The sequence below is a fragment of the Microbacterium sp. SA39 genome (genome assembly GCF_000967865.1).
Classification (GTDB): Bacteria; Actinomycetota; Actinomycetes; order Actinomycetales; family Microbacteriaceae; genus Microbacterium.
Genome location: NZ_JXRU01000022.1, coordinates 1 through 23,257, shown reverse-complemented (window position 1 = coordinate 23,257; position 23,257 = coordinate 1). Strand labels below are relative to the sequence as shown.

The following is a 23,257-nucleotide window of genomic DNA, read 5'->3' as shown; positions in this document are numbered from 1 at the left end:
GGTGATCGGACTCCGTCGTCCGGGCGTACAGGGGTCAGAACAGATGCATGTGCATGTATATTCCTCAGCGCCCGAAGCGCCAGAGAACGGCGCGGCGGATGACGCCCGCCCGGCGCCGCAGCCGCACGGCCAGAGGTTGATCCCGCGCCGCGGCGAGCATCTTGGCGTCGAACGCGGCGCGCAGGTCGCGCGACCAGAGGCGGGTCACCGCTCGGTCGGAGAACTCGGCCGCGCGGATGACCGCCTGCCGACGCATCTCCGCCAGCCGTGCCGCCGGCATCGTCTGCAACTCGACGATCCGCTGCGCCATCGCGTCGACATCGCCCTCCGGGATCAGGAAGCCGTCCACCCCGTCGCGGATCATGTCGGCGGGGCCGTAGCGGACGTCGTAGGCGATCGGGATGCAACCCGCGGCCATGCTCTCGACCAGCACGAGCGGGAGGCCCTCCGAGGTGGAGGTGAGCAGGCTGAAACCCGCCGAGCGGAACGCCGTGCGCGCCGCCGGATCGTGGCCGCGCAGGCGGATATGAGCTTCGGCGCCGAGGCGACGTATGCGCCTGCGGATCACGGCCTCGCGTGGCCCCTCGCCGAAGATGTCGACGTCGACGCGCGAATCGGCCGAGTGCGCGGCGGCCACCGCCTCCACCGCGTGGGTCAGGCGCTTGCGTGCGTGGAGCCCCGCCACGACGACGCCGTGCCCGGGCTCGCGACCCTCGACCGTCATCGACGGCAGGTCCACCCCGTTGGGGATCGTCCTGATCCTGGCCTCGACGCCGGCGGCGGCGAGGTCCGCGCGCAGATCGGCCTTCTGGCGAGGGGTGAGCACGACGATCTCGTCGAAGTCCGCGGCGCGGCGCATCACGTACTCACGCGTCGCACGGAACTCGCCGGCCCGTCCGCCGCGGCGGTGCGAGGCGTGGACGATGTGGATCGTGGTCACGTGATCGCGGTGGTAGCCGGCGACCGAACGCGCCGCTGTCTTGGAGTCGACGATCAGGAAGCTGGGCTTCCCTGCTGTCAGCCGGTCGAACCACCAGCGGTACAGGCCCCAGCTGGTCTTCCAGGAGCGCAGCGGAGAGCCGTCGATCGAGTACAGCACGATCTTCCGCTCGGCTCCGGGTCGCTCGGTCGCGAGGAGCGAGCCGTCCCGGCGGAATCTGTCGACCATGAATCGCCCGTCCGAGCCCGCTCGCGACCGGCTCAGCACGACGCCGCCGTGCGTCGTCACGACGTCGTCCTCAGAAGGTGTCAGGAGCTCCGGCACCTGCGGCGTCGCCCCGCGCGGCGCCGGCAGCCGCTCACGCAGCTCATCCCAGAGGTTGCGGATCCGCAGGCCCTCGATCAGCTCTCCCGACGCGCGCAGGCGCGCGTCGAGCTCGGGGTAGTCGGGGCGATCGTCGAGGGTGAGGATGCCGACATCCACGCCTCCGAGGAGGCGGAAGGAGCGCGAGCGGCGCAGCATCGCCGTGGTCATGCCGCCGTGCTGGTCGGTGATCCCCCAGGTCAGCGAGAAGTATCGCGCGGGAGGCAGTCGAGGATCAGAACGCAGCATCCCGAGCAACGATAGATGCGAAGTCGCGGTGGTGACTGTGCGACCGCTGAGTCCGTGCCGCGCTGCCGTCCGGTCAGGCGGTCGTCGGGCACCCGAGCTTGTCGGCCACGGCGCGCATCGCGGCGGCGGCCTTCGGCACGCTCATCAACGCGTTTCCCGCGACGATGTGCAGGCCGTACGCGTCTTCCAGCGCGACCATCGTCATGGCGAGCTGCTCGTCGTCGAGGGCGGGGGTGAAGACGCCGCTCTCGCGACCGCCGGCGATCACTCCGCGGTAGGTCGCGAGCTGTCGCAGATACAGCTTCTGCACGAGCTCGTCGTGCAGCGCGGAGTTCCCGGCGAGCACGTCGAACTCGTACAGCAGGCTCATCAGCGCGTCGTCGGGGCCATCCGGCAGGCCGGCGTCGATCGCCGCGCCGAGCTGTTCCCGCGGGTCGTCGAGTGCGGCGAGGGCGGCGAGGGCGGCGTCGCGCTCGTCGCAGGACCGCTGGATGCCGGCGGCGTGAGCCTCCACCAGGAGGGCGTCTTCGCGGGTGATCACGGCCCTGTTCCACCCCGTGGGAGCGGACGGCGAGTTCCGGCGGCGGCTGAAGAGCGCGGTGCAGCAGGCAGAGGCGGATGCCGACGCCGAAGGGATGCTGCGCCTCGGGCCGTTGAAGCTGTACGCCGACGACGTGATCGAGCCGCACACCGCGCTGATGCTCGAGGACTACGCGAACCGGCCGGGTCAGCGTGGCCGCCCGAGCTATCCCGGTCGCGAGCTGGTCGAGGTGATCAGCGAACTCGATCGCCTGGGCTTCCAGACCCACACGCACGCGACCGGCGACGCCGGCATCCGTCTCGCCCTCGATGCGATCGAGCAGGCCGCACGGCGCAACGGCACGAAGGACCGTCGGCACGGCGTCGTGCACGTCGAATGCCTGCATCCCGATGACCTGCCCCGGTTCCGCGGGCTCGGGGTCACCGCCGCCATGCAGCCGCGGCACTGCTCGCCCGACCTCGTCGCCGGCACCTGGATGGAGAACGTCGGCGAAGATAGGTGGGACAGGGCATGGCGATTCCGCAGCCTGCTCGACAGCGGCGCGACCGTCGCCTTCTCCAGCGACTGGCAGGTGGGGGAGATGGATCCCCTTGTCGGGCTGTACTCCGCCGCGACGCGGGCCGGGCTCGACGGCGGCGACGCGTGGACGACGGATGAGCGGGTCGGCCTGGACCGGTCGCTGGAGGCCTACACCGTGCACGGTGCCCGTGCCTGGCATGCGGAAGGTGACCGGGGGAGGGTGCAGCGCGGCATGCTCGCCGACCTCGTGGTGTGGTCGGACGACCTGTATCGACACGAGCGCGAGCCCGCCGGCCTGCTCGACCAGCACGCCGAACTCACCGTCGTCGGTGGGCACTTCGCGCACTCCGCCGGTGCGTTGGCTGCGCCGACGGCGGTGCGCGCGGAGGATCCGGTCGCCGCCGGCACGGGTGAGACGCACGTGCACGCGCACTGACGGCCGTTCGCCGGGCGCTACTCCGTCAAGTTGCGGGACGCCGCGTCGGCCAGCGCGCGGCGGACCGCCTTGATCGCGGGAGCGTCGACGGATGCCCGCCGGGCCGAGGAGAAGATCTCGCGGCGGGGATCCTCCGGGAGCGACGTCAGATCGACGGTCGGGGTGTCCCCAGCCCAGACGAGCTCGGGCAGCAGGCCGACCGCGAGGCCGGCGTGGATCAGTCGCACGTGCGCGGTGAGGTCGGCGATCTCGAAGCGCACGTCCGGCTCGAACCCGGCGGTGCGGCAGAGCTGCTCGGCCCACGCGCGCGACGCCGTGCCCGCGGGCTCGAGCACCCACGGCTCGTCACGGGTGGACCACAGTGCGGCCACGGCATCCGTTTCTCCGGCGCTTCCCGGTCGGCGAGCCAGGGCGATCGCATCATGCGCGAGCACCACCCTGTCGAGGTCGGCGTGGATCGGGCGCGTGCGCCCCGGATACTGCTCCGCGAGGATCAGGTCGAAGTCGCGGCTGGAGACGCCGACGAGTCCCGTCTCCGGGTCGCTCTCCGTCACCTGCACGCGGAGGGCCGGATGCCGTTGCGCCAGGGCCTCGAGCGCACCGGGCAGCAGCGAGTGCGCGGTCGACTGGAACACCGCGATGTGCACCGTGCCGGTGACCTCGGTGAGCGACTCGGCGACGGCGACCTCGGCGTGCTCGAGCTGATCCAGGATGCCGATGGCCTGGGCGACGAGCACGTTCCCCTGCGGCGTGAACTGCACTCCGCGGCCCACCCGGCGCAGCAGCGGGACGCCGACCTCGCGCTCCAGCGCGTTCAGCTGCTGCGACACCGAGGCCTTGCTGTACGACAGCGCGTCGGCCACGGCGGAGAGAGTGCCGCGACGCGACAGTTCCACGAGCATCCGCAGGCGATTCACGTCGAGCACGGCGGATCCGTCCGTTCAGTGTGAGTGAACAGAATTCACTCGATTCGGTTGATAGACGGAGCCTAGCGAGTCGACGGACAATGATCCAGCCGCACACGACCCCGGGTGTGCGATCTTCCGGAAGGCACCGCCCATGTCTGTCGACGCCGACACCGCTGCTCGCACCGAGACCCCGCGCACCGAAACCCCGCGCACCGACACCCCGCGCACCGAGGAGGTCGCCGCGCTCGTGCAGCGCTGGCTCGCCGAGAGCGAGTCGTATCCCGTGGAGCCGGCCGCGCAGCGCCTGTCCGAGGTACTGAAGGACCCGAACGGCCTGGCTTTCACCGTCGGCTTCGTCGACGGCGTGATGCGTCCCGAGGATCTGCGCGTCGCCGGGCGCACGCTCGCCGAGATCTCGGAGATCACCCCCACGCTGCTGCCCGGCTACCTCCGCGCCGCCATCAAGACGGGCGGATTCTGGGCGCCGAAGCTCCCGGGTGTCGTCGTGCCGATCTCGCGCCGGGTGCTGCGGGCCATGGTCGGGCACCTCGTGCTCGATGCCACCCCGTCGAAGCTCGGTCCGGCGATCGCGAAGCTGCGCAAGACCGGCAACCGCCTGAACCTCAACCTGCTCGGCGAGGCGGTGCTGGGCGAGCGCGAGGCCGGACGTCGACTGCAGGGCACCCGCGATTTCCTCGCGCGGAACGACGTCGACTACGTGTCGATCAAGGTGTCGAGCGTCGTCAGCCAGCTTTCGATGTGGTCGTTCGACGAAGCCGTGGCGGATGTCGTGACCAAGCTCACCCCGCTGTACGAACTCGCGGCGCGCTCGAAGACCGCGAAGTTCATCAATCTCGACATGGAGGAGTACCGCGACCTCGACCTGACGATCGCGGCGTTCACCCGCATCCTCGATCAGCCGGGGCTCGAGAACCTCGAGGCAGGCATCGTGCTGCAGGCCTACCTGCCCGACGCGCTCGGCGCGATGCAGCACCTGCAGGAGTGGGCCGCGGCGCGGCGCGCGAAGGGCGGAGCACCGATCAAGGTGCGTGTCGTGAAGGGCGCGAACCTCGCGATGGAGGAGGTCGACGCGGCGATCCACGGCTGGCCGCTCGCCACCTACGGCACCAAGCAGGACTCCGACACCAACTACAAGCGCGTGCTCGACTGGGCGATGACGCCGGAGCGACTGGATGCCGTGCGCATCGGCGTCGCCGGACACAACCTGTTCGACATCGCCTACACCTGGCTGCTGGCGAAGGCGCGCGGGGTCACTGACGGGGCGGCTCACCTCGTCGAGTACGAGATGCTCCTCGGCATGGCGACCGGGCAGGCCGCGGCAGTCCGCAAGGACGTCGGACAGCTGCTCCTCTACACGCCGGTCGTGAACCCGGCCGAGTTCGACGTCGCGATCGCGTACCTCGTCCGTCGTCTGGAAGAGAACGCGAGCCCCGAGAACTTCATGTCGGCCGTGTTCGAGCTCGCCTCGAACCCGACTCTGCTCACGCGCGAGCGAGAGCGCTTCGAGCGCTCGCTCGCCGGCCTCGAAGCCGACCGTTCGGTGCCGGCATCCCACCGCGTGCAGAACCGGCTGACGGAGCAGGCGGCGGATGCCGGAACGACCGGCTTCGACAACCAGCCCGACACCGACCCAGCGATCGACGCCAACCGCACCTGGGGTCGGGAGATCCTCGGCCGCTCGGTCGGGACGACGCTCGGGCAGGACGCCATCGCGTCTGCACGCATCGAGACGGATGCCGAGCTCGACGCGGTCTTCGCCGCCGCCACCTCCGCGGCTGAGCGCTGGGCGGCGCTGCCGGCGGCCGAGCGCGCCGCCGTGCTGCACCGCGCGGGCGACGAACTCGCCGCCCGCCGCGGCCAGCTGATCGAGATCATGGCCAACGAGGCCGGGAAGACGATCGCGGAGGCCGACCCCGAGGTCAGTGAGGCGATCGACTTCGCGCACTACTACGCCGAGCGCGCCCTCGACCTCGAAGCCGTCTCGGGAGCCGAGTTCGTGCCGTCGAAGGTCACGGTCGTCACCCCGCCGTGGAACTTCCCGGTGGCGATCCCCGCCGGCGGCGTGCTCGCCGGGCTCGCCTCGGGCTCGGGCGTCATCATCAAGCCGGCCAAGCTCACGCAGCGCTGCGGTGCCGTCATGGTCGAGGCGCTGTGGGCGGCGGGCGTCCCGCGCGACCTGCTCGCCCTCGTCGACCTGGCCTCGCGCGACCTCGGCACCCGGCTCGTCGCGAGCCCCGCGGTCGACCGGGTCATCCTCACGGGTGCCTACGAGACCGCGCAGCTGTTCCGGTCGTTCCGCGTCGATCTGCCGCTGCTCGCCGAGACCAGCGGCAAGAACGCGATCATCGTCACGCCTTCCGCCGATCTCGACCTGGCGGCCTCCGATGTCGCCAAGAGCGCGTTCGGGCACGCGGGGCAGAAGTGCTCCGCGGCATCCCTCGTGATCCTCGTCGGGTCGGTCGCCGAATCGAAGCGGTTCGAGCGTCAGCTCGTGGATGCCGTGTCCTCGATGCGGGTCGGACTGCCCGACGACCCGGCGACGCAGATGGGACCGATCATCGAGCCGGCATCCGGAAAGCTGCTGAAGGCGCTCACCACGTTGGATCGGGGCGAGCGCTGGCTCGTCGAACCGCGCAAGCTGGATGCCGAGGGGAAGCAGTGGACCCCGGGCGTGAAGACGGGCGTGCGCGAGGGATCGACCACCCACCTGACCGAGTTCTTCGGACCGGTACTGGGTGTCATGCGCGCCAAGGATCTCGACGAGGCCATCCGCCTGCAGAACGCCGTGGACTACGGCCTCACCGCCGGCCTGCACTCGCTCGACTCCGCCGAGGTCGCGACCTGGCTCGACCGCGTCGAGGCGGGCAACCTCTACGTGAACCGCGGCATCACCGGAGCCATCGTGCAGCGTCAGCCGTTCGGCGGCTGGAAGCGCTCCGCGGTGGGCGCGGGCGCCAAGGCCGGTGGACCGAACTACCTGTTCGGTCTGGGCGAGTGGGTCGCAGCCGAGCTGCCCCCGACCGCTGCGGACGCCGCGGTGACCCCCGCGGTCGACGCTCTGCTCGCGGCCGTCGGCTCCGAGCTCGATCCGGTCGAGTCGGCCTGGCTGCACCGTGCCGCGGCATCCGACGAACGCGCCTGGGTCGACGAATTCGGGGCCATCTCCGACAAGTCGGGGCTCGGCGTCGAGCGCAACCTCTTCCGGTACCGTCCGGTCGCCGTCGATGTGCGCATCGCCGAGCACGCGCCCCTGGTCGACGGCATCCGCGTGCTCGCCGCCGCATTGCGCAGCGGCAGCCCGTTCACGGTGTCGGCGCCTTCCCTGCCATCGCGCGTCGAGAAGGCGCTGCGCGCGCACGGCGTGACGGTGAAGCATGAGACGGATGCCGCGTGGACCAAGCGCTACGCCAAGTCGCAGCGATCGTGGCAGCGCGTGCGTCTGGTCGGCGGCGACGCGTCGGCGCTGTTCGAGGCGCTCGGCGGGAGCCCGGATGTCGCGGTCTGGGCGCACGCGGTCACCGGTGCAGGGCGCGTGGAGATGCTGCCGTTCCTGCACGAGCAGGCGGTGTCGATCACGAACCACCGCTTCGGCAACCCGACCACGCTGACAGATGGACTGATCTGACGCCAGTTTCCTGACGCCGAGACCCCCGGTTCGCGCCGAAGCCCCCTGTCGCGGGCATCCGCAACAGGGGGTCTCGGCGCGAAGGCGGGGTCTCGGCGATGCCGCGTCAGCCGCGCAGCGCCTCGCTGAGCTTGACGCGCGAACCCATCTTCAGGAGCGAGTTCTCGTAGATCTTCGCGCCGACGACGATGGCCGCCACGCAGCTCGCGAGCAGGATGACCAGGCTCAGCAGCGGCTCCCACCACTGCGCCTCGCCGACGAACAGCCGCATCGGCATCCCGACGGGGGCCGAGAACGGCACGTACGACATGATCGTCAGCACCAGCGGGTTGTCGTTGAAGATGATCACGAGCACGTACGGCGCCATCACCAGCATCGTGATCGGGGTCGTCGTCGAGCCGATGTCCTCCTGGCGGGAGACCATGGATGCCGCAGCGGCGAACAGCGCGGCGAGCAGGATGAACCCGAACAGGAAGAACACCGCGAACCAGATGATCGGCGAGCCCAGCGTCGACAGCACCTCTCGTTGGCCCGTGACGATCAGTCCTATCGTCGCCACCGCAGCCAGCGCGAGGATCTGCCCCATCGCGAGGATCGTGTTGCCGACCACCTTGCCGGCCAGCAGCGTGCGCGCGGGGATCGCCGAGAGCAGCACCTCGACCACACGCGTCTGCTTCTCCTCGACGATGCTCTGCGCGATCGTGCCGCCGAAGGTCGCCGCCGCCATCATGAAGACGAGCCCGAAGGCGATCGCGATGAAGTAGCGCAGCAGCGGGTTGGTGGTCGCCGGTTCCAGGATCTGCACTTCCGGCGCCTGCGAGAGCACCGCGACGAGATCGCTCGGCGCATCCTTCAGGGCGATGATCGTGAAGTCCGATGCACCGCTGCCGGGAAGCACCGCGGCGTCGACCTTCTCCTCGCGGACAAGTTGCTCGGCCTCGTCCTGATCCGAGACCTCGGTCACCGTGACGTTCGGCAGCGCGGAGACGGCTGCGGCGGTCTCGGAGGTCGCAGCCACCGGCATCGTCTCCGAGGCGGCGTTCTTGCTCGCGAATCCGCCGATCACGATGCCCGCGAGAGCGAGCAGCAGCAGGATGCCGGTGGAGATGAGGAACGCCTTGCTGCGCAGCTTGGAACCGATCTCGCGCTCGGCGACGAGCCAGACGCCGTTGGCGACAGACGGCGTTCCGGGACCCTGGGTCCCTGAGCTTGTCGAAGGGCTCACTGGATGACCTCCTTGAAGATCTGTGCGAGGGACGGATGCTTGGGGGCGAAGCTCGCGACATCGCCGCGCTCGACCGCACTGCGCAGCACCCGCTGCGCCGTCTCGGGGCCGTCGGCGTCGAAGAGGGCGTAGCCGCCTTCGAAGTCGATGACCGAGACACCTGGCTCGGTGCGCAGCCACCCGGCGTCGCCGGTCGAGACGAGCTCGTACCGGTCGCGGGCGTGCTCGGCGCGCAGCCCGTCACGCGAGCCCGAGGCGCGGACCGTGCCGCCGGCGAGGATCACCAGGTCGTCGCAGAGGCGCTCGACGACGTCGAGCTGGTGCGAGGAGAACAGGATCGAGGCGCCCTTCGCGGCGCTCGCCTGCAGGACGCCCGCGACGACGTCGACCGCGAGCGGGTCGAGGCCGGAGAACGGCTCGTCGAGGATCAGCACCTCCGGGTCGTGCACGAGCGAGGCGGCGATCTGCGCGCGCTGCTGGTTGCCCAGCGACAGCGACTCGATCGTGTCGTTCAGCCGCTCGCCGAGGCCGAGCTCGGTGAGCAGCTCGGTGGCCCGCGTCGTCGACTCGGCCTTGCCGTAGCCGTGCAGGCGGGCGAGGTACACGATCTGCTCGAGCACCTTCATCTTCGGGTAGAGGCCGCGCTCTTCGGGCATGTAGCCGAAGCGGCGGCGGTCGGCGGCGGTCAGCGGGGAACCGTCCAGATCGACCCGGCCGCCGTCGGACGACAGCAGCCCGAGCACGATCCGCATCGTGGTGGTCTTGCCGGCGCCGTTGCCGCCGACGAAACCCGTCAACCGTCCCGGTGACACCGTGAAGGACGCATCATCGAGCACGCGCCGCGAGCCGTAGCTCTTGGTGATGCCCGTCAGTTCGAGTTTTCCGGTCACTTCGACTCACTCCGCTCGCTCAGTACATCGCATGCCCCCACGCTAGGGATCACCGGGTGCCACGGCATCCCCCGAGCGGCGGACCCCGCGAGTCGGACCCCCCTTCCAAGCCAGCGTGGATCAGAAATGCCGCCGAACCGTCGCCGGAACCTGCATTTCTGATCCAGCGCGAGCGGGAGTGAAGGGTCAGCGCCGACCGGTGTGCAGCACCGCGCGCACGACCAGCCCCGCCACCAGCGCCCAGAACGCGGCGCTGATGCCGAGCACGGAGATGCCGGATGCCGCGACGAGGAAGGTCACCACGGCGGGGATCCGCTCTCCGGCGTCGTCGATGGCCTGCTGCACGGCGGACCCGAACGCGGCGAACAGCGCGAGGCCCGCCACCGCCGGGATCACGGCCGCGGGCGCGAGGGTGACGAGAGCGGCGAACGCGGCCGAGCATCCGGCCAGCACGAGGTACGAACCGCCCGTCGAGACGCCGGCGACCCACCGGCGCTGCGGGTCGGGGTCGGCATCCGGAGACGCGGCGAGGGCAGCACTGATCGCGGCGAGGTTGATCGCGTGCCCGCCCGCCGGGGCGCCGAGCGCCGTGCCGAGCCCCGTGACGAGCATCGCCGGACGCCACGGCACCTCGTAGCCGAAGCTGCGCATGATCGCGATGCCCGGCACGTTCTGCGAGGCCATGGTCACGATGAACAATGGCAGCGCGAGGCCCACCAGCGCGCCGAGCGTGAAGGTCGGCGCGGTGAGTTCGACCCGCGGGAGCAGCAGCGCGGGGTCGAACGGCGCCCGATCGCGGATGAGCGACGCCGCGACCACGGCGGCGGCCGCGACGAAGGCGAGCGGCACGGCCCACCGCGGGGCGAGTCGCGCGAACACGAGCCAGGTCAGCACGACGGGGATGACGCCCCACGGGTTCGCGACGATCCCCGTGATCGGTGCCAGGCAGAGCGGCAGCAGGACACCGGCGAGCATCGCCTGCGCGATCGACGGAGGGATGCGGGCGATCAGGGCACCGAGCGCCGGCCACAGCGCGGTCAGCAGAATGAGCGCCGACGTCACGAGGAATGCACCGACCGCCGCGGGCCATCCGCCGTCGACCGCCCCGGTCGCCGCGAGCAGTGCCGCGCCCGGAGTCGACCAGGCGACGGTGATCGGCATCCGATACCGGCAGGCGAGCACGATGCAGGCGAGCCCCATCGTGAGGCTGACCGCGAGCAGACCGCTCGCCGCCTGGGCGGCCGTCGCGCCGACGGCATCGAGTCCGGTCAGCACCACGGCGAACGAACTCGTGAAACCGACCAGGGCGGTCACGACCCCCGCCAGAATCGGACGGGACAGCGGCGATCTCGGACGGGACAGGGGAGCAGCGCCGGGCATGGCTCCGAGGGTATCGCTAGGCGAGACCCATCCGGAGCGCCAGCACCACCGCCTGCACCCGGTCACGCGCGCCGAGCTTCTGCAGGATGCGCGAGACGTGCGTCTTCACGGTCGCCTCGCCGATGTACAGCGCGCCGGCGATCTCGGCATTGCTGCGCGCGTCGGCGAGGAGAGCGAGCACCTCGGCCTCGCGGTCGGTGAGCGGTTCGGCGAGCGCGGTCGCGTGCACCGGCCGCGGCGGTGCAGGTGGGGGAGCGGATGCCGCGGCGAACCGCGCCAGCACGCGACGGGTGACCTCGGGCGCCAGCATCCCGTCGCCTGCGGCCAGCGCGCGCACCGCCGCGATCAGGTCCTCGGCTCCGGCGTTCTTGAGCAGGAAGCCGCTCGCGCCGGCATCCAGCGCCTCGTAGAGGTAGTCGTCCTGGTCGAAGGTCGTGACGATCGCGATCGCAGCCGCGATCGACGGGTCGGCGACGATGCGCCGCGTCGCCTCGATGCCGTCCATGTCGGGCATCTGCACGTCCATCGTGATCACGTCGGGGCGGAGGACGGATGCCTGGGCGACGGCATCCGCTCCTGTCGCGGCCTCGCCGACGACGGTGATGTCGGGCTGGATGTCGAGGATCGTGCGGAACCCCGCGCGCAGCATCGCGTGGTCGTCGACGAGGAGGACGCGAATGGGCTGGTCGGTCATCGCATGCTCCTCGCGGCGGGGCGGGCACTCGCGGGAAGCGGCACGCGGGCCCGCACGCGCAGGCCGCCGACCGGGCGGGGCGTCACCTCGAGGGTGCCGCCGGATGCCGCGGCGCGCTCCCGCATGCCGAGCTGGCCGAGTCCGGGTCGCAGGTGCGCGACCGCGCGTCCGCTGTTCACGATCTCGACCTCCACGCCCTCGTCGTCATAGCGCACGCGCACATCTGCCGTCGCGCCGACGCCGGCATGACGGCGCGCGTTCGTCAGCGACTCCTGTGCGATGCGGTACAGGTTCACCGCGATGAGCGGCGGCACGGCGACGGGGTCTCCGATCACCGTGTACTCGGTGGGCAGGCCCGCTTCGGTCGAGGCCTCGGCCAGCTCGGCGATGTCGTCGAGCGACAGCGTCGACGCGGCATCCGCGGTCTCCCCGCCCGGCGTGCGCAGGGTCTCGAGCAGCTGACGCAGCTCCTGGATGGCGTCACGCGCCGATCCTTCGATCCCGGTGAGGATGCGGCGGGTCTCCTCAGGGTCCTGATCGAGGACCAGGCGCGCGGCGCCCGCCTGCACGCCCATCACCGAGACGTGGTGGGCGACGACGTCATGCAGCTCCCGAGCGATGCGGACGCGGTCGAGGGCGACGGCCTGCGCGGCGGTGACCTCGCGCTCGCGCTCCAGATCGGCGGTGCGCTGCTCGAGCACAGCCTTCTGCGAGGCTTCGATCCAGGAGCGCTCGCCGAAGTAGTACGCGCCGCCGAAGTAGAGCAGGTTCAGGAGGATCTGGATCAGCATGAAGGCGACGAAGGGCGACATCGCGCCGGCGACGACGTCGGCCTTGTCGGCCTCGCTGATCGCGTCGCGATACATCGTGATGAGCAGCCACGCGAACATGCCGACGATGATCCCGACGCGGACGATCATCGCGCGTCGACGATCGCTCATCCACGCGCCGACCGTGTAGAGACCGATGAACATCGCGATGTTGCCGACGTAGATCTCGGGAACACGGATGGTGACCGCGGCGAAGTAGGCCAGCGCGATGACGATGGCCACCGTGCCCGGCCAGCGCCGGCGGAAGGCCAGCGGCACGGTGGCGAAGGCCGCGTACACGAGCGCCGTCCACAGCTCCGCCTGCTCGTCGCCGTAGATCTCCGAGATCGATGAGAGTGCAGCACTGAGGATCGCGCCCACGAACATGACGGCCGCGAGCACCAGATCGCCCCGGCGCTCGCGAGCGGTCGGCGTGCGGTCGAAGTCGGCGGCAGGCATCTTCCCACCGTATGGGGGAGCGGATGCCGTGGCATCCCCCGTGCGACGGACTGAGAGAATCGGCTGTGACCTCCGACTCGCCGCCCCGTCTCGCTCCGCTCTATCTGGCCGGCTTCACCACCGCCTTCGGTGCCCATGGCATCGCCGCAGCTCTCGGCGCCGAGACCGAGGACATCGGCTGGACGCTCCTCGCCTTCGGACTGACCCTCGCGCTGTACGACCTGGCCGAGGTGCTGCTCAAGCCGCTCTTCGGGGCGCTCAGCGACCGCATCGGCGTGCGGCCGGTGATCATCGGCGGACTCCTCGCCTTCGCCGCCTTCTCGGTGGTCGGCGCCGTCGTGCCCGGCATGCTCGGGCTGGTGATCGGTCGATTCGGCCAGGGCGCCGCGGCATCCGCCTTCTCTCCTTCGTCGTCCGCCGCGGTGGCGCGCCTCACGGACGCGAACACGCGCGGCCGCTACTTCGGTCGCTACGGCTCGTGGAAGAGTCTCGGCTACGCGCTCGGCCCGCTGATCGGCGCCGTGCTCGTGGTGTGGGGCGGGATGCCGGCGCTGTTCTGGGCCCTCGCCGTGCTGGGGGTCGTCGCGGCCGCGTGGGTCGCGCTGGCGGTGCCCGCGGTGCCGGTGCTTCCGCGCAAGCGGGTGACGCTCGTGGACCTCGGTCGAGAGCTGATCGCTCCGGGATTCCTCGTGCCGACGCTCGTGCTCGCGGCGACGACCGGTGCGCTCGCGGTGGCGGTCGGATTCCTGCCGCTGCTCGGTCGCGAGGCCGGGCTCGGCACGGTCGGCAGCATGGCGATCGTCACCGTGCTCGCGATCGCGTCGAGCGTGGCGCAGCCGTTCGTGGGGGCGGCGCACGACCGCGGGCGGGTGTCGACGCGACTCGGCACGGTGGGAGGACTGTTCCTCATCGCTGCGGGAATCGCGGTCACGGCCGCGCTGGTGCATCCGGTCGCTCTGATCGCGACCGCACTGCTCGTCGGCATCGGGGTGGGGGTGGCGACACCGATCGCCTTCGCTCACCTCGCGAGCACGACCCCACCCGAGCGGATGGGCCGCACGATGGGCAGCGCAGAACTCGGACGCGAGCTGGGGGATGCCGGGGGTCCGCTGGTCGCGGGAGCCGTGGCGACGGCGACGGTGCCGGGAGTCGGACTGGCCGTGATCGCGGCGCTGACGGCGGGGGCAGGCGTACTCGCGGGAGCCGGGCTCCGGCCGGCGCGAGACTCTGCGGATCCGTCAGAACTTGCTATTGACAAGTTAACTTGTTTTTAACAAGCTTGCATCACCCCCGACAAAGGAGTCATCATGACCAAAGTCTTCGTCAACCTGCCGACCAGCGATCTCGAGCGCGCGAAGGCGTTCTACACGGCCCTGGGCTGCGAGATCAGCCCGCAGTTCACCGATGAGAACGCCGCCTGCATCGTGTGGAGTGACGACATCTACTTCATGGTCCTGAAGCGGGAGTTCTTCGCGACCTTCACCGACAAGCCGATCGCCGACCCGAACGAGGTCGCCCAGGTGTCGGTCGCCTTCAGCCGTGACTCGCGCGACGAGGTCGACGAGATCCTCGCGCGGGGCCTCGCTGCCGGCGGGGCCGAGCCCAAGCCGGCGCAGGACTACGGCTTCATGTACTCGCGCGACCTCGACGACCCCGACGGCAACTCACTGGGCTTCCTCTACATGACACCCGAGGCCATCGAGAACGGTCCCGAGCACGTCGCGGACCAGACCGCGTCGGTCTGACGTGGCGGCGCGCAGCTACGGCCAGTACTGCGGCGTGACGAGCGCCGTCGAGCTCATCGGGGAGCGGTGGGCGATGCTCATCGTGCGCGATCTGCTCGTCGGCCCGCGTCGATACACCGACCTCAAGCTGGGCCTGCCGCGCATTCCGACCAACATCCTGTCCACTCGTCTGAAAGAGCTGCAGGAGGGCGGGGTCATCCGCCGCGTCCCGCTGCTCAACTGCGGCCTGGTCTACGAGCTCACGCCCTACGGTCAGGCGCTCGAGCCGATCATGCTCGCGCTCGGCCGTTGGGGCTTCCAGACGATGGGAGAGCCGGAAGAGGGTGACGTGGTCACCCGGGATTCGCTCACGATGGCGCTGCGCACGGCTTTCCGCGCGGATGACTCCGCTGACGCGGAATACGAGCTGCATGTCGGCGACGTCGCGCTCCGCGCCTCAGTGCAGGACGGCGAACTCCGCGTCGCCCAGCTGGCGCCGAACGCGCCCCCCGCCGGCGGACAGCTGCCCCCCGGCGAAGCGGATGCCGTTATCGTCGCCGGTCCCGGTATCCGTCGTCTCATCGCCGGTGAGATCTCGCCGTCCGAGGCGCTCGCACAGGACGTCCTCGCGGTGGTCCGCGGCGAGGAGACCTGGTTGGACTCGTTCGCGGACACCTTCCACATCGCACCCCTCTCGGCAGAACTGAACGCAAGGAGCATGACGTGAGCACTGAAGCAACGGGTCGCATCCTGATCGACCTCTTCATGACGCTGGATGGTGTCGCCCAAGGCCCGGGGGGCACCGACGAAGACACGTCGGGCGGCTTCCGCTTCAGCGGGTGGCAGGCGGGGCACCCGTCCTCGGGCGTCAGTCCCGAGATCGAGAAGGGCATGCGCGGCCTGGATGCGCTGCTGCTCGGTCGCCGCACCTACGACATCTTCGCCTCGTACTGGCCGCATCACACCGAGGGGGAGTCCGGCGAGATCGGCACGCTCTTCAATCGCGTGCCGAAGTACGTCGCGACGCGGGATGCCGACATCGCGCTCGACTGGGAGGGGTCTTCGCGAGTCGGCGATGACCTCGCGTCGGAGATCGCTGCCCTGCGCGCGAACCACCGCGAGGTGCACGTGATCGGCAGCGTCGACTTCGTGCACACGCTGCTCGCGGAGGGGCTGTTCGACGAGCTGAACCTCTGGGTGTATCCGATTCTGCTCGGCGCGGGCAAGAAGGTGTTCGACGACGGCGCACTGCCCTCGGTGCTCACGCTGCTCGAGCCGGCGAAGAGCGATGATGGCGGCGTGACCCTTCTCCGATACGGACGGACGGATCGGACGCCGGAGGTCGGGACTTTCGACTAACGGTCGGCCTTCACCGATATAGCGGAGCGCACTTCCCTTGATGCCTGTCGTTCCCCTAGATTCGATTCGTTGCCGCATTATCGGCAGGAGTTCGAGGCCGAGCGGGACAACGCGATCGTTGCGCGCACGACCTCCATCGAGGGGTGGAACGGTGACGCGACGACGCGGAATGATGCGGGCTGTGCTCGGTGGTGCGGTGGCGTTCGCGCTCGCCCTGGGCGGCGCGACGGCCGCCTCGGCGGATGACACGCTTGCGGCCGATCCTGGCTCGATCTCCGGCGCGGTGACTCGTGACGATGACGGCTCTGCCGTGGCCGGGGTCACGGTGACAGCGAGCGGTGCGGGCGGAGCGTGGGCCACGGCCGTCACCGACGACAACGGTGCATACACTCTCGGCAGCCTCGCTGCAGACTCTTACATCGTGACCTTCATCCCCGAGGGGTCCGACCTGAAGCGCGAGTACTGGGAGAACACCTTCGACTACGCAGCGGCGACCGCGGTGGTCGTCGGCGCGACGGCTGTCTCCGGAGTTGACGCAGCGCTCGCTGCGGGCGCGTCCATCACGGGCACCGTGACGCGCGAGGACGACGGAGCGCCTCTCGAGAACGTCGGGGTGCAGGCGCTCGATGAGCGCAACGAGATCGTCGGCGCGACTCAGACCGACGCCGCCGGCGACTACTCGCTCGGTGGCCTTCCTGCGGGCACCTACCGGATCCGTTTCGGCACCGATGCCCCGGACCTCCTCTCGGAATTCTGGAACGACGCATACTCTTTCGGTGCGGCGACACCCGTCACGCTCACCGAACAGCAGGCTCTCGAAGGGATCGATGCGTCGCTCTCCGAGCCGGCTTACGTCAGCGGAACCATCACCCGAAGCGATGACGGCACTCCAGTGGACGGCTTCGTGAACCTTGACGGTGTCGATGTCCAGTTCGACTCGGACTTCATCCACACGCAAAGCGACGGGAGCTACCGCACGGCAGTGCCCCCGGGGACGTACCGGGTTCTCTTCCGCACCTTCACGCCTGGCCTGATCCTCGAATACTGGAAGGATGCAGGACTTTGGGACAACGCGACGCTCCTGACGGTCGCTGCCGGTGAAGAAGCGTCAGGCATCAGCGCGGCGCTCGACAGATCTTCGCAGATCTCCGGCACCGTGACCGTCGACTCGGACAAGGAGCGCACGGTCGTCGTGGAAGCCTGGAGCGACGGCGTTCAGGTCGACAACATCACGGCCAACACCGGCGCATACTCCTTCGTGCTGCCCAAGGGGTCGTACATCCTGCAGGCCACCGCCACGTTCGCGGACGGTACGCCCCCGGTGACCCAGTTCTACAAGGGTGGCGCGACAGCGGAGGAGGCGACGTCGATCCCGCTGTCACCCGGTGACGACGTTCCGGGGATCGACTTCGCGCTCACCGTCGACGCCGAACCGGACCCCGACCCCGAACCAGAAGCCGCGATCACGCTTGCCTCCGGCTCGGTGGAGGCCGGCAACGACATCGCCGTCTCGGGTACCGGTTTCAGCCCGGGCGAGCGGTACGCCTTCGAGCTCCGCTCCGACCCCATCGCGCTCGGCACGCTGACGGCTGATGCGAGCGGCGTGCTGAAGGGCTCGTTCCGTATTCCGGCACGCGTGCCGGCCGGCGCGCACACCCTCGTCGCCCTCTCCGGGACGACGGTCGTCGCGACAGTCGCGCTGCAGGTGACGGCGGCGGGCGATGTAGGCGGCGCCGGGTCGGGTTCGCTCGGAGCGGGCGGCACGGGAGGTGCGCTCGCGAACACCGGGTCGGATGCGCCGGTCGCTGCCGCGATGGCCGCTCTTGTTCTGCTGCTCGCCGGGCTGACTCTCGTGCGTCGGCGTCGCGTCATGAGCTGAGCACGGCAAACAAGGCGCGACGGGGTCGCGCGGGGGTCAGCGGAGCATCCGCTCGATCACCCGCGCGACCCCGTCGTCGTCGTTCGACGCGGTCGTCTCGTCGGCGGCATCCTGCACGACGTCCGCCGCGCCGTCCATCGCGACGCCGTGACCTGCCCAGCGGAGCATCTCGACGTCGTTGAGTGCGTCGCCGAACGCGACGACGTCGGCGCGCTCGATCTCGAGGTGCGCGCACAGCCGCGCGAGGCCGGTCGCCTTCGTGACGCCCTCGGCCATGACCTCGACGAACGGTGCGCCCGACAAGGTCGCCTCGAAACCGGTGAGCCCGAGTGAGCCCAGGGTGTCGAAGAGCGCGGCAGGGGCGAGCTCCGGGTGCCGGATCACGAACTTCACACTGGGAGCGGAGAGCACCTGCTCCAGCGGCACGCCGCCCATCGTCTTCGGGTCGCGCTTATGGTCGGAGAGGTCAGCGATCTCCGCGTAGCCGCGCTGCGCCACGAACGTCTCGCCGGCATCCCGCACGCTCGCGAACAGCAACCCAGGGATGCTGGCGGCAAGAGCCTCGGCGAGCGTGCGGATCGTCTCGGGCGGCAGCTCTTCGGCGAACAGCATCCGCCCGTCGGTCAGGTGTACGGCGTAGGCACCGTTGCTGCACAGTGCCCAGCCGTCGAACGCCGCATCTGCTGCGATCACGCGCAGGCCGATCGGCTGACGGGCGGTCACCGGTACGACATGGATGCCGCGCTGACGAGCCGCGTCGAGCGCGGCACGTATGCGCGCAGAGACCTGGGACGACGAGTCGAGCAGCGTGCCGTCGAGATCGGTGGCGATCAGGCGCATTTTGTCATGGCGTTTCGTCTCGCTTCGCTCGCTCAACGACCGGGGTGAGCGTCAGGAGAAGATCATCGGCAGGTCGTCGTCTTCGTCGGCGGCGCCGAGGTTGACGTCGACGACCACGGGCACGTGGTCGCTGGGCTGCTCGCCCTTGCGCTCATTGCGATGGATCGAGGCGCCGGTGACGGCATCCGCGAAGGTGCGCGAACCGAGCACGAAGTCGATGCGGATGCCCTCATTGCGCGGGAACTTCAGCCGCTGGTAGTCCCAGTAGGTGTAGCCCTCGGGCAGGAGCGGGCGCACGACGTCGGTCACTCCGGCGTCTTCGAGCGCGAAGAAGGCGGCGCGCTCGGTGGGGGACACGTGCGTGGACCGGCCGACCACGATGTCGGGGTCACCGTTGTCGTGATCGAACGGGATGATGTTGAAGTCGCCGACCAGGGCGAGCGGAAGCTCGGGGTTCGCCGCCAGCTCGGCCGCCGTCGACTTCTTCAGCTCTTCGAGCCAGTGCAGCTTGTACGCGAGGTGCGGATCGTCGAGCGAGCGGCCGTTCGGCACATACAGGCTCCACACCCGGACGCCCTCGACCATCGCGCCGAGCGCACGGGCCTCGAGCGGAGCATCCGGTCCTTCATGCCCCTTCGCGAAGCCCGGCATCCCGTCGAACGCCGTGCGCACGTCGGTGATCGGCAGGCGGCTCGCGATCGCGACGCCGTTCCACTGATTCAGGCCGTGCACCTCGACGTGGTACCCGGCCTCTTCGAACGGACCGTAGGGGAACTGCTCGGGCTTGCACTTGACCTCTTGCATCGCCAGCACGTCGAGGTCTTCGCGCACGGCGAATTCGACCGTGCGGGTGACGCGGGTGCGGATGGAGTTGACGTTCCAGGTGGCCAAGCGCATGCGACCAGCCTAGTTGGGACGCCGGACATCAGCGTTCGCGTTTTGAGCTTTATCTCGCTTTACAAGGAACGAATAAAGCGGAATAATCGTTCTAAAGAAGGGAAGCCATGGACAGTGTTCACAACCCCTATACGCCGAACGCCGGCGCCTCGCCCGACATCATCGTCGGACGAGAGGAGCAGACGAAGGCGTTCACCGCGCTTCTGCGGCGGCTGGCCCGCGGACGGACGCATCAGTCCATGATCATCACTGGGCTGCGTGGTGTCGGCAAGACGGTTCTGCTGAACGAGTTCGGAGACATCGCTCGTTCGGAGCGATGGGAGGTGCTCGAGCTCGAAGCAAGCAAACACGATGACACGCGATTCCGGCAGACAATGGCCTCCTTGCTGAAAGCAGCGCTGCTGCGCCTCTCTCCCCGCGTGAAATGGACCGAGCGCGCACGGCGAGCCGCGGCGGTGGTGACCTCGTTCGCGCTTTCGGTGGATCGACAAGGGACGTGGTCTCTCGCATGGGATGTCGAACCGGAAGAGGGATACGCCGATCACGGCGACCTGGGGCTCGACCTCACGGACGTCCTCCTTGCTATAGGCGAGATCGCCAAAGAACGGGAGCGCGGGGTGGCGATTCTCATCGACGAAGTGCAGTTCCTCAGCACTCGACAGTTGGAAGCGCTGATCCAGGCCGTGCACAAGACAGTGCAGCGCAAACTGCCCGTCACGTTCGTCGGTGCCGGGCTCCCGCAGATCGCCGAACTGGCCGGCGACGCCAAGTCGTACGCGGAGCGACTCTTCCAGTTTCCGAAGATCGTCTCTCTCGACGACGCGGATGCGCGAGATGCTTTGGCGGAGCCGGCAGCAGGCGAAGGAGTCTCGTACGAGGCTGACGCCCTGGATCGCGCTGTCGAGATCACGAGGGGCTACCCCTATTTTCTTCAGGAGCTCGGCTACGAGGTCTGGGAGATCGCGGAGAGCTCGCCGATCACACGGGTCGATGTGGAAATGGCGAAAGAGGGATACGAAGCCAAGCTGGACAGCTCGTTCTTCCGTGTGCGGCTCGACCGGTCCACCCCACTGCAGACCGCGTATATGCGGGCGATGGCGGAACTGGGCCCCGAAGCGCAGAAAGCGTCGGATGTAGCCAGAATCATGGGGCGGGAGTCGACGCAGCTCGGTCCGACGCGTGCTGAGCTCATAGACATGGGGCTGCTGTACACGCCGGAGCATGGGTACGCCGCGTTCACAGTTCCCGATTTCGACCGGTTCATACTGCGTGCGGTGCCGACCCTCTCAGTGCCGGAGGTGCAGAAGCGCCGTAAGAAGAAGATGGCCTAGCCCTCTTCGGCCTGCCACGCCGCGGAAGATCGAGAAGTCACCTCCTACACTGGATGCCGTGACCGCACTCGACGCCGACCGCCAGACCCTCCTCGACCTGATCAAGGAAGAGGCGGTGTTCCACGGCGACTTCACCCTCTCGAGCGGCAAGAAGGCGACGTACTACGTCGACATGCGCAAGCTCACCCTCGACCATCGTGCGGCCCCCGCCATCGGGCGCATCATGCTCGACCTCATCGGCGACCTCGATGTCGTGGCGGTCGGCGGGCTGACCCTCGGCGCCGACCCGATCGCGAACTCGGTGCTGCACGCGTCCGTTGCCGCCGAGCGCCCGCTCGATGCGTTCGTCGTGCGCAAGGAGCCGAAGGACCACGGCCGCGGCCGCCAGATCGAGGGCGCCGACGTCAAGGGCAAGCGCGTCGTCGTGCTCGAGGACACCTCCACCACCGGTCAGTCCGCGCTCAAGGCCGTCGCAGCTCTCCGCAAGGAGGGCGCCGAGATCGTCGCCGTGGCCGTGATCGTCGACCGCAAGACCGGCGCGCAGGCCGCGATCGAAGCCGAGGGTCTCGAGTGGCGCGCCGCCTTCAACCTCGACGACCTCGGACTCGACCCGCAGTGACTCGCTACGCGCTGGCCGTCGATGTGGGCGGCACGAAGATGGAAGCCGCGCTCGTCGGTGAAGACGGCGCGCTGGTGGCGGGGAGCCGCAGCCGTCGGGCGACGGGCCGGGATGCCACTCCCGCGTCGCTCGACGAAGCGATCGCGACAGTGATCGCCCACGCGCTCTCCCGTCTCCCCGACGATGCCGAGCTCGTCGGCGTCGGCATCGGCAGCGCCGGGCCGATCGACCGGAACGCCGGCCAGATCCTCCCCGTGAACATGCCTGCGGCCCGCGGGTACGGTCTCGCGGATGCGGTGCGTACGACCGCCTCCGGGATCCTCGGCCGCGGCCTGCCCACGGTCTTCGGCCACGACGGCGGCGCACTGGCACTGGCCGAGTCCTGGCTCGGTGCCACGAAGGATGCTCGTTCGTCGCTTTCGATCGTCGTGTCGACGGGTGTCGGCGGCGGCTTCGTCGTGAACGGCGCCTACATCCCCGGGGCAACCGGCAATGCCGGCCACCTCGGACAGGTGCGCCGCGAGGGCGGCCTGACCCTCGAGGAGATCGCCTCCGGACCCGCGAGCGCCGCCTGGGCGCAGCAGCAGGGCTGGTCCGGAGCGACCGGCGAGGATCTGGCGCGGGATGCCGCTGCGGGAGTGGCCGTCGCACGCGCCGCGATCGAGCGCTCAGCGAAGGCCGTCGGCGAGGCGCTGGCGGATGCCGCGACTCTCGTCGACCTCGACACCGTCGCGATCGGCGGCGGCTTCTCGCGCGTCTCGCCCGACTACATCGACCTCGTGCAACAGGCGCTCACCGCCAGCGCCGCCCACGAGTACTCGCGGCAGACGCGCGTGGTCCGCTCGGGGCTGGGCGACGAGGGGCCGTTGATCGGCGCCGCCGCCCTCGTGCTGCGGTAGCTGCTCGCCAGAGTCAGCGACTCGCGGTGACCAGGTGTCGTGGCGGCCCCTCGAGTCTCGCGACCGCGATCTTCACTCCGGTGACCTCGCCGGTGAGCGCATCGATGCGGGCGCCGAGCTTCTCTTCGACCCCATCGATGCGAGCGCTGAGCCTTATGTCGAGCGCGTCGATCCGGGCGCTGAGTTTGTCCTCGACGGCGTCGATCCGGGCTCCGAGCTTTTCTTCGACGGCGTCGATCCGGACTCCCAGCTTGCCTTCGACGGCATCGCCCCGATCGTCGATCCGACGCAGGATCCAGGCAAACCCGGCGAACATGCTCGCGCCGAGCGTCACCACCACGCCGGCGGCGCTGACGACGATCGCGATGATCTCTGCGGACACGTACATGCTCCTATTCTGCGGCGCAATGAGCGGAACTGCCAGCAGGCTATGCCTCGCAACCAATATTCTCGCTGAACTGGGCAATTCCGGCTCAGTGAAGGTGGAGAACGCGAACTTCACCTCATCCTGTGGAGGGCTAGTTGTGATGTCCAGGGACGTTGTTGCGTGAATCGCGTGTGATTTGCGGATAGGTGAAGGCCTCCTGTTGCGAGAGTGGAGCTGTCTAGGAACCACTTTCCGCACTCAGGAGGCCTTCATGTCCCACGCT

21 protein-coding genes are annotated in these 23,257 nt (G+C 69.5%); 10 read left to right on the top strand and 11 right to left on the bottom strand.

The genetic code is table 11. The features are described 5' to 3' along the window. Nucleotides 1–64 precede the first annotated feature (64 nt). Nucleotides 65–1,552 (bottom strand): glycosyltransferase, encoded by a 1,488-nt coding sequence (locus RS85_RS01795; protein ID WP_046011710.1) that lies wholly within the window; start codon nucleotides 1,550–1,552, stop codon nucleotides 65–67. 73 nt (nucleotides 1,553–1,625) lie between these two features. After that, nucleotides 1,626–2,093 carry a TetR family transcriptional regulator C-terminal domain-containing protein gene (locus tag RS85_RS01790; protein ID WP_235282301.1) on the bottom strand — a complete coding sequence of 156 codons (468 nt, stop codon included), beginning with the start codon at nucleotides 2,091–2,093 and terminating at the stop codon, nucleotides 1,626–1,628. Between RS85_RS01790 and RS85_RS01785 the strand changes: the two genes are divergently transcribed. Further along, a complete protein-coding gene (locus RS85_RS01785) occupies nucleotides 2,086–3,048 on the top strand; it encodes an amidohydrolase (RefSeq protein ID WP_235282300.1) in 963 nt (320 codons plus the stop codon). The two genes, RS85_RS01790 and RS85_RS01785, sit on opposite strands and share 8 nt — an antisense overlap. A gap of 17 nt (nucleotides 3,049–3,065) precedes the next feature. On the opposite strand, the gene RS85_RS01780 is transcribed toward RS85_RS01785, so the two are convergent. Further along, the gene (locus RS85_RS01780; protein WP_046011709.1) at nucleotides 3,066–3,974 is read right to left on the bottom strand and encodes a LysR family transcriptional regulator; all 909 of its coding nucleotides are present in this window, start codon (nucleotides 3,972–3,974) and stop codon (nucleotides 3,066–3,068) included. Nucleotides 3,975–4,107: 133 nt separating this feature from the next. On the opposite strand from RS85_RS01780, the gene RS85_RS01775 reads away from it, so the two are divergent. Then, complete coding sequence (locus RS85_RS01775; RefSeq protein WP_046011708.1) at nucleotides 4,108–7,602, top strand: proline dehydrogenase family protein; 3,495 nt, start codon at nucleotides 4,108–4,110, stop codon at nucleotides 7,600–7,602. Nucleotides 7,603–7,708: 106 nt separating this feature from the next. Here RS85_RS01775 and RS85_RS01770 read toward each other — a convergent pair whose 3' ends face one another. The 5 genes from RS85_RS01770 to RS85_RS01750 form a co-directional block, all read right to left on the bottom strand. Continuing rightward, complete coding sequence (locus RS85_RS01770) at nucleotides 7,709–8,827, bottom strand: ABC transporter permease (RefSeq protein ID WP_046011707.1); 1,119 nt, start codon at nucleotides 8,825–8,827, stop codon at nucleotides 7,709–7,711. Next, complete coding sequence (locus tag RS85_RS01765) at nucleotides 8,824–9,717, bottom strand: ABC transporter ATP-binding protein (protein ID WP_046011706.1); 894 nt, start codon at nucleotides 9,715–9,717, stop codon at nucleotides 8,824–8,826. The genes RS85_RS01770 and RS85_RS01765 overlap by 4 nt, the downstream gene beginning before the upstream one ends. Before the next feature lie 186 nt (nucleotides 9,718–9,903). Next, nucleotides 9,904–11,097 carry a benzoate/H(+) symporter BenE family transporter gene (locus RS85_RS01760; RefSeq protein WP_046011705.1) on the bottom strand — a complete coding sequence of 398 codons (1,194 nt, stop codon included), beginning with the start codon at nucleotides 11,095–11,097 and terminating at the stop codon, nucleotides 9,904–9,906. A gap of 16 nt (nucleotides 11,098–11,113) precedes the next feature. Next, a complete protein-coding gene (locus RS85_RS01755; RefSeq protein WP_046011704.1) occupies nucleotides 11,114–11,791 on the bottom strand; it encodes a response regulator in 678 nt (225 codons plus the stop codon). After that, the gene (locus RS85_RS01750; RefSeq protein WP_046011703.1) at nucleotides 11,788–13,059 is read right to left on the bottom strand and encodes a sensor histidine kinase; all 1,272 of its coding nucleotides are present in this window, start codon (nucleotides 13,057–13,059) and stop codon (nucleotides 11,788–11,790) included. Before RS85_RS01750 ends, RS85_RS01755 begins: the two co-directional genes overlap by 4 nt. Before the next feature lie 65 nt (nucleotides 13,060–13,124). Here RS85_RS01750 and RS85_RS01745 point away from each other — a divergent pair, with 65 nt between their 5' ends. From RS85_RS01745 to RS85_RS01725, 5 genes are all read left to right on the top strand, one after another. Next, entirely contained in the window at nucleotides 13,125–14,333 is a 1,209-nt protein-coding gene (locus RS85_RS01745) for an MFS transporter (RefSeq protein ID WP_046011702.1), read from the top strand. Between the two features lie 33 nt (nucleotides 14,334–14,366). Continuing rightward, a complete protein-coding gene (locus RS85_RS01740; protein WP_200894767.1) occupies nucleotides 14,367–14,804 on the top strand; it encodes a VOC family protein in 438 nt (145 codons plus the stop codon). A 1-nt stretch (nucleotide 14,805) separates the two neighbouring features. Next, nucleotides 14,806–15,510 carry a winged helix-turn-helix transcriptional regulator gene (locus tag RS85_RS01735; RefSeq protein ID WP_046011700.1) on the top strand — a complete coding sequence of 235 codons (705 nt, stop codon included), beginning with the start codon at nucleotides 14,806–14,808 and terminating at the stop codon, nucleotides 15,508–15,510. Further along, nucleotides 15,507–16,142 carry a dihydrofolate reductase family protein gene (locus RS85_RS01730; RefSeq protein WP_268747998.1) on the top strand — a complete coding sequence of 212 codons (636 nt, stop codon included), beginning with the start codon at nucleotides 15,507–15,509 and terminating at the stop codon, nucleotides 16,140–16,142. Before RS85_RS01735 ends, RS85_RS01730 begins: the two co-directional genes overlap by 4 nt. A gap of 151 nt (nucleotides 16,143–16,293) precedes the next feature. Further along, nucleotides 16,294–18,021, top strand: a complete 1,728-nt coding sequence (locus tag RS85_RS01725; protein ID WP_160298603.1) for an MSCRAMM family protein — start codon at nucleotides 16,294–16,296, stop codon at nucleotides 18,019–18,021. 36 nt (nucleotides 18,022–18,057) lie between these two features. Here the strand turns inward: RS85_RS01725 and RS85_RS01720 are convergent, their stop codons facing one another. Continuing rightward, a complete protein-coding gene (locus RS85_RS01720) occupies nucleotides 18,058–18,861 on the bottom strand; it encodes a Cof-type HAD-IIB family hydrolase (protein ID WP_046011698.1) in 804 nt (267 codons plus the stop codon). A gap of 51 nt (nucleotides 18,862–18,912) precedes the next feature. Continuing rightward, entirely contained in the window at nucleotides 18,913–19,758 is an 846-nt protein-coding gene (locus RS85_RS01715; RefSeq protein WP_046011697.1) for an exodeoxyribonuclease III, read from the bottom strand. 107 nt (nucleotides 19,759–19,865) lie between these two features. Here RS85_RS01715 and RS85_RS01710 point away from each other — a divergent pair, with 107 nt between their 5' ends. The 3 genes from RS85_RS01710 to RS85_RS01700 are packed head-to-tail and all read left to right on the top strand — an operon-like array spanning nucleotide 19,866 to nucleotide 22,607. After that, nucleotides 19,866–21,089 (top strand): ATP-binding protein, encoded by a 1,224-nt coding sequence (locus tag RS85_RS01710; RefSeq protein ID WP_046011696.1) that lies wholly within the window; start codon nucleotides 19,866–19,868, stop codon nucleotides 21,087–21,089. 58 nt (nucleotides 21,090–21,147) lie between these two features. Continuing rightward, nucleotides 21,148–21,708 (top strand): orotate phosphoribosyltransferase, encoded by a 561-nt coding sequence (gene pyrE, locus RS85_RS01705; RefSeq protein WP_046011695.1) that lies wholly within the window; start codon nucleotides 21,148–21,150, stop codon nucleotides 21,706–21,708. Continuing rightward, on the top strand, nucleotides 21,705–22,607 hold the full coding sequence (locus RS85_RS01700; RefSeq protein ID WP_046011694.1) for an ROK family protein: 903 nt from the start codon (nucleotides 21,705–21,707) through the stop codon (nucleotides 22,605–22,607). The genes pyrE and RS85_RS01700 overlap by 4 nt, the downstream gene beginning before the upstream one ends. Before the next feature lie 13 nt (nucleotides 22,608–22,620). Here RS85_RS01700 and RS85_RS01695 read toward each other — a convergent pair whose 3' ends face one another. Next, nucleotides 22,621–23,109, bottom strand: a complete 489-nt coding sequence (locus RS85_RS01695) for an apolipoprotein A1/A4/E family protein (protein WP_235282299.1) — start codon at nucleotides 23,107–23,109, stop codon at nucleotides 22,621–22,623. Between the last annotated feature and the right edge of the window lie 148 nt (nucleotides 23,110–23,257).

Coding starts and splice junctions, on each gene's coding strand:
- RS85_RS01760 (WP_046011705.1), bottom strand. CDS start 11,097: ATGCCCGGCGCTGCTCCCCTGTCCCGTCCGAGATCGCCGCTGTCCCGT.
- RS85_RS01755 (WP_046011704.1), bottom strand. CDS start 11,791: ATGACCGACCAGCCCATTCGCGTCCTCCTCGTCGACGACCACGCGATG.
- RS85_RS01750 (WP_046011703.1), bottom strand. CDS start 13,059: ATGCCTGCCGCCGACTTCGACCGCACGCCGACCGCTCGCGAGCGCCGG.
- RS85_RS01710 (WP_046011696.1), top strand. CDS start 19,866: ATGGACAGTGTTCACAACCCCTATACGCCGAACGCCGGCGCCTCGCCC.
- RS85_RS01795 (WP_046011710.1), bottom strand. CDS start 1,552: ATGCTGCGTTCTGATCCTCGACTGCCTCCCGCGCGATACTTCTCGCTG.
- RS85_RS01720 (WP_046011698.1), bottom strand. CDS start 18,861: ATGCGCCTGATCGCCACCGATCTCGACGGCACGCTGCTCGACTCGTCG.
- RS85_RS01775 (WP_046011708.1), top strand. CDS start 4,108: ATGTCTGTCGACGCCGACACCGCTGCTCGCACCGAGACCCCGCGCACC.
- RS85_RS01740 (WP_200894767.1), top strand. CDS start 14,367: ATGACCAAAGTCTTCGTCAACCTGCCGACCAGCGATCTCGAGCGCGCG.
- RS85_RS01715 (WP_046011697.1), bottom strand. CDS start 19,758: ATGCGCTTGGCCACCTGGAACGTCAACTCCATCCGCACCCGCGTCACC.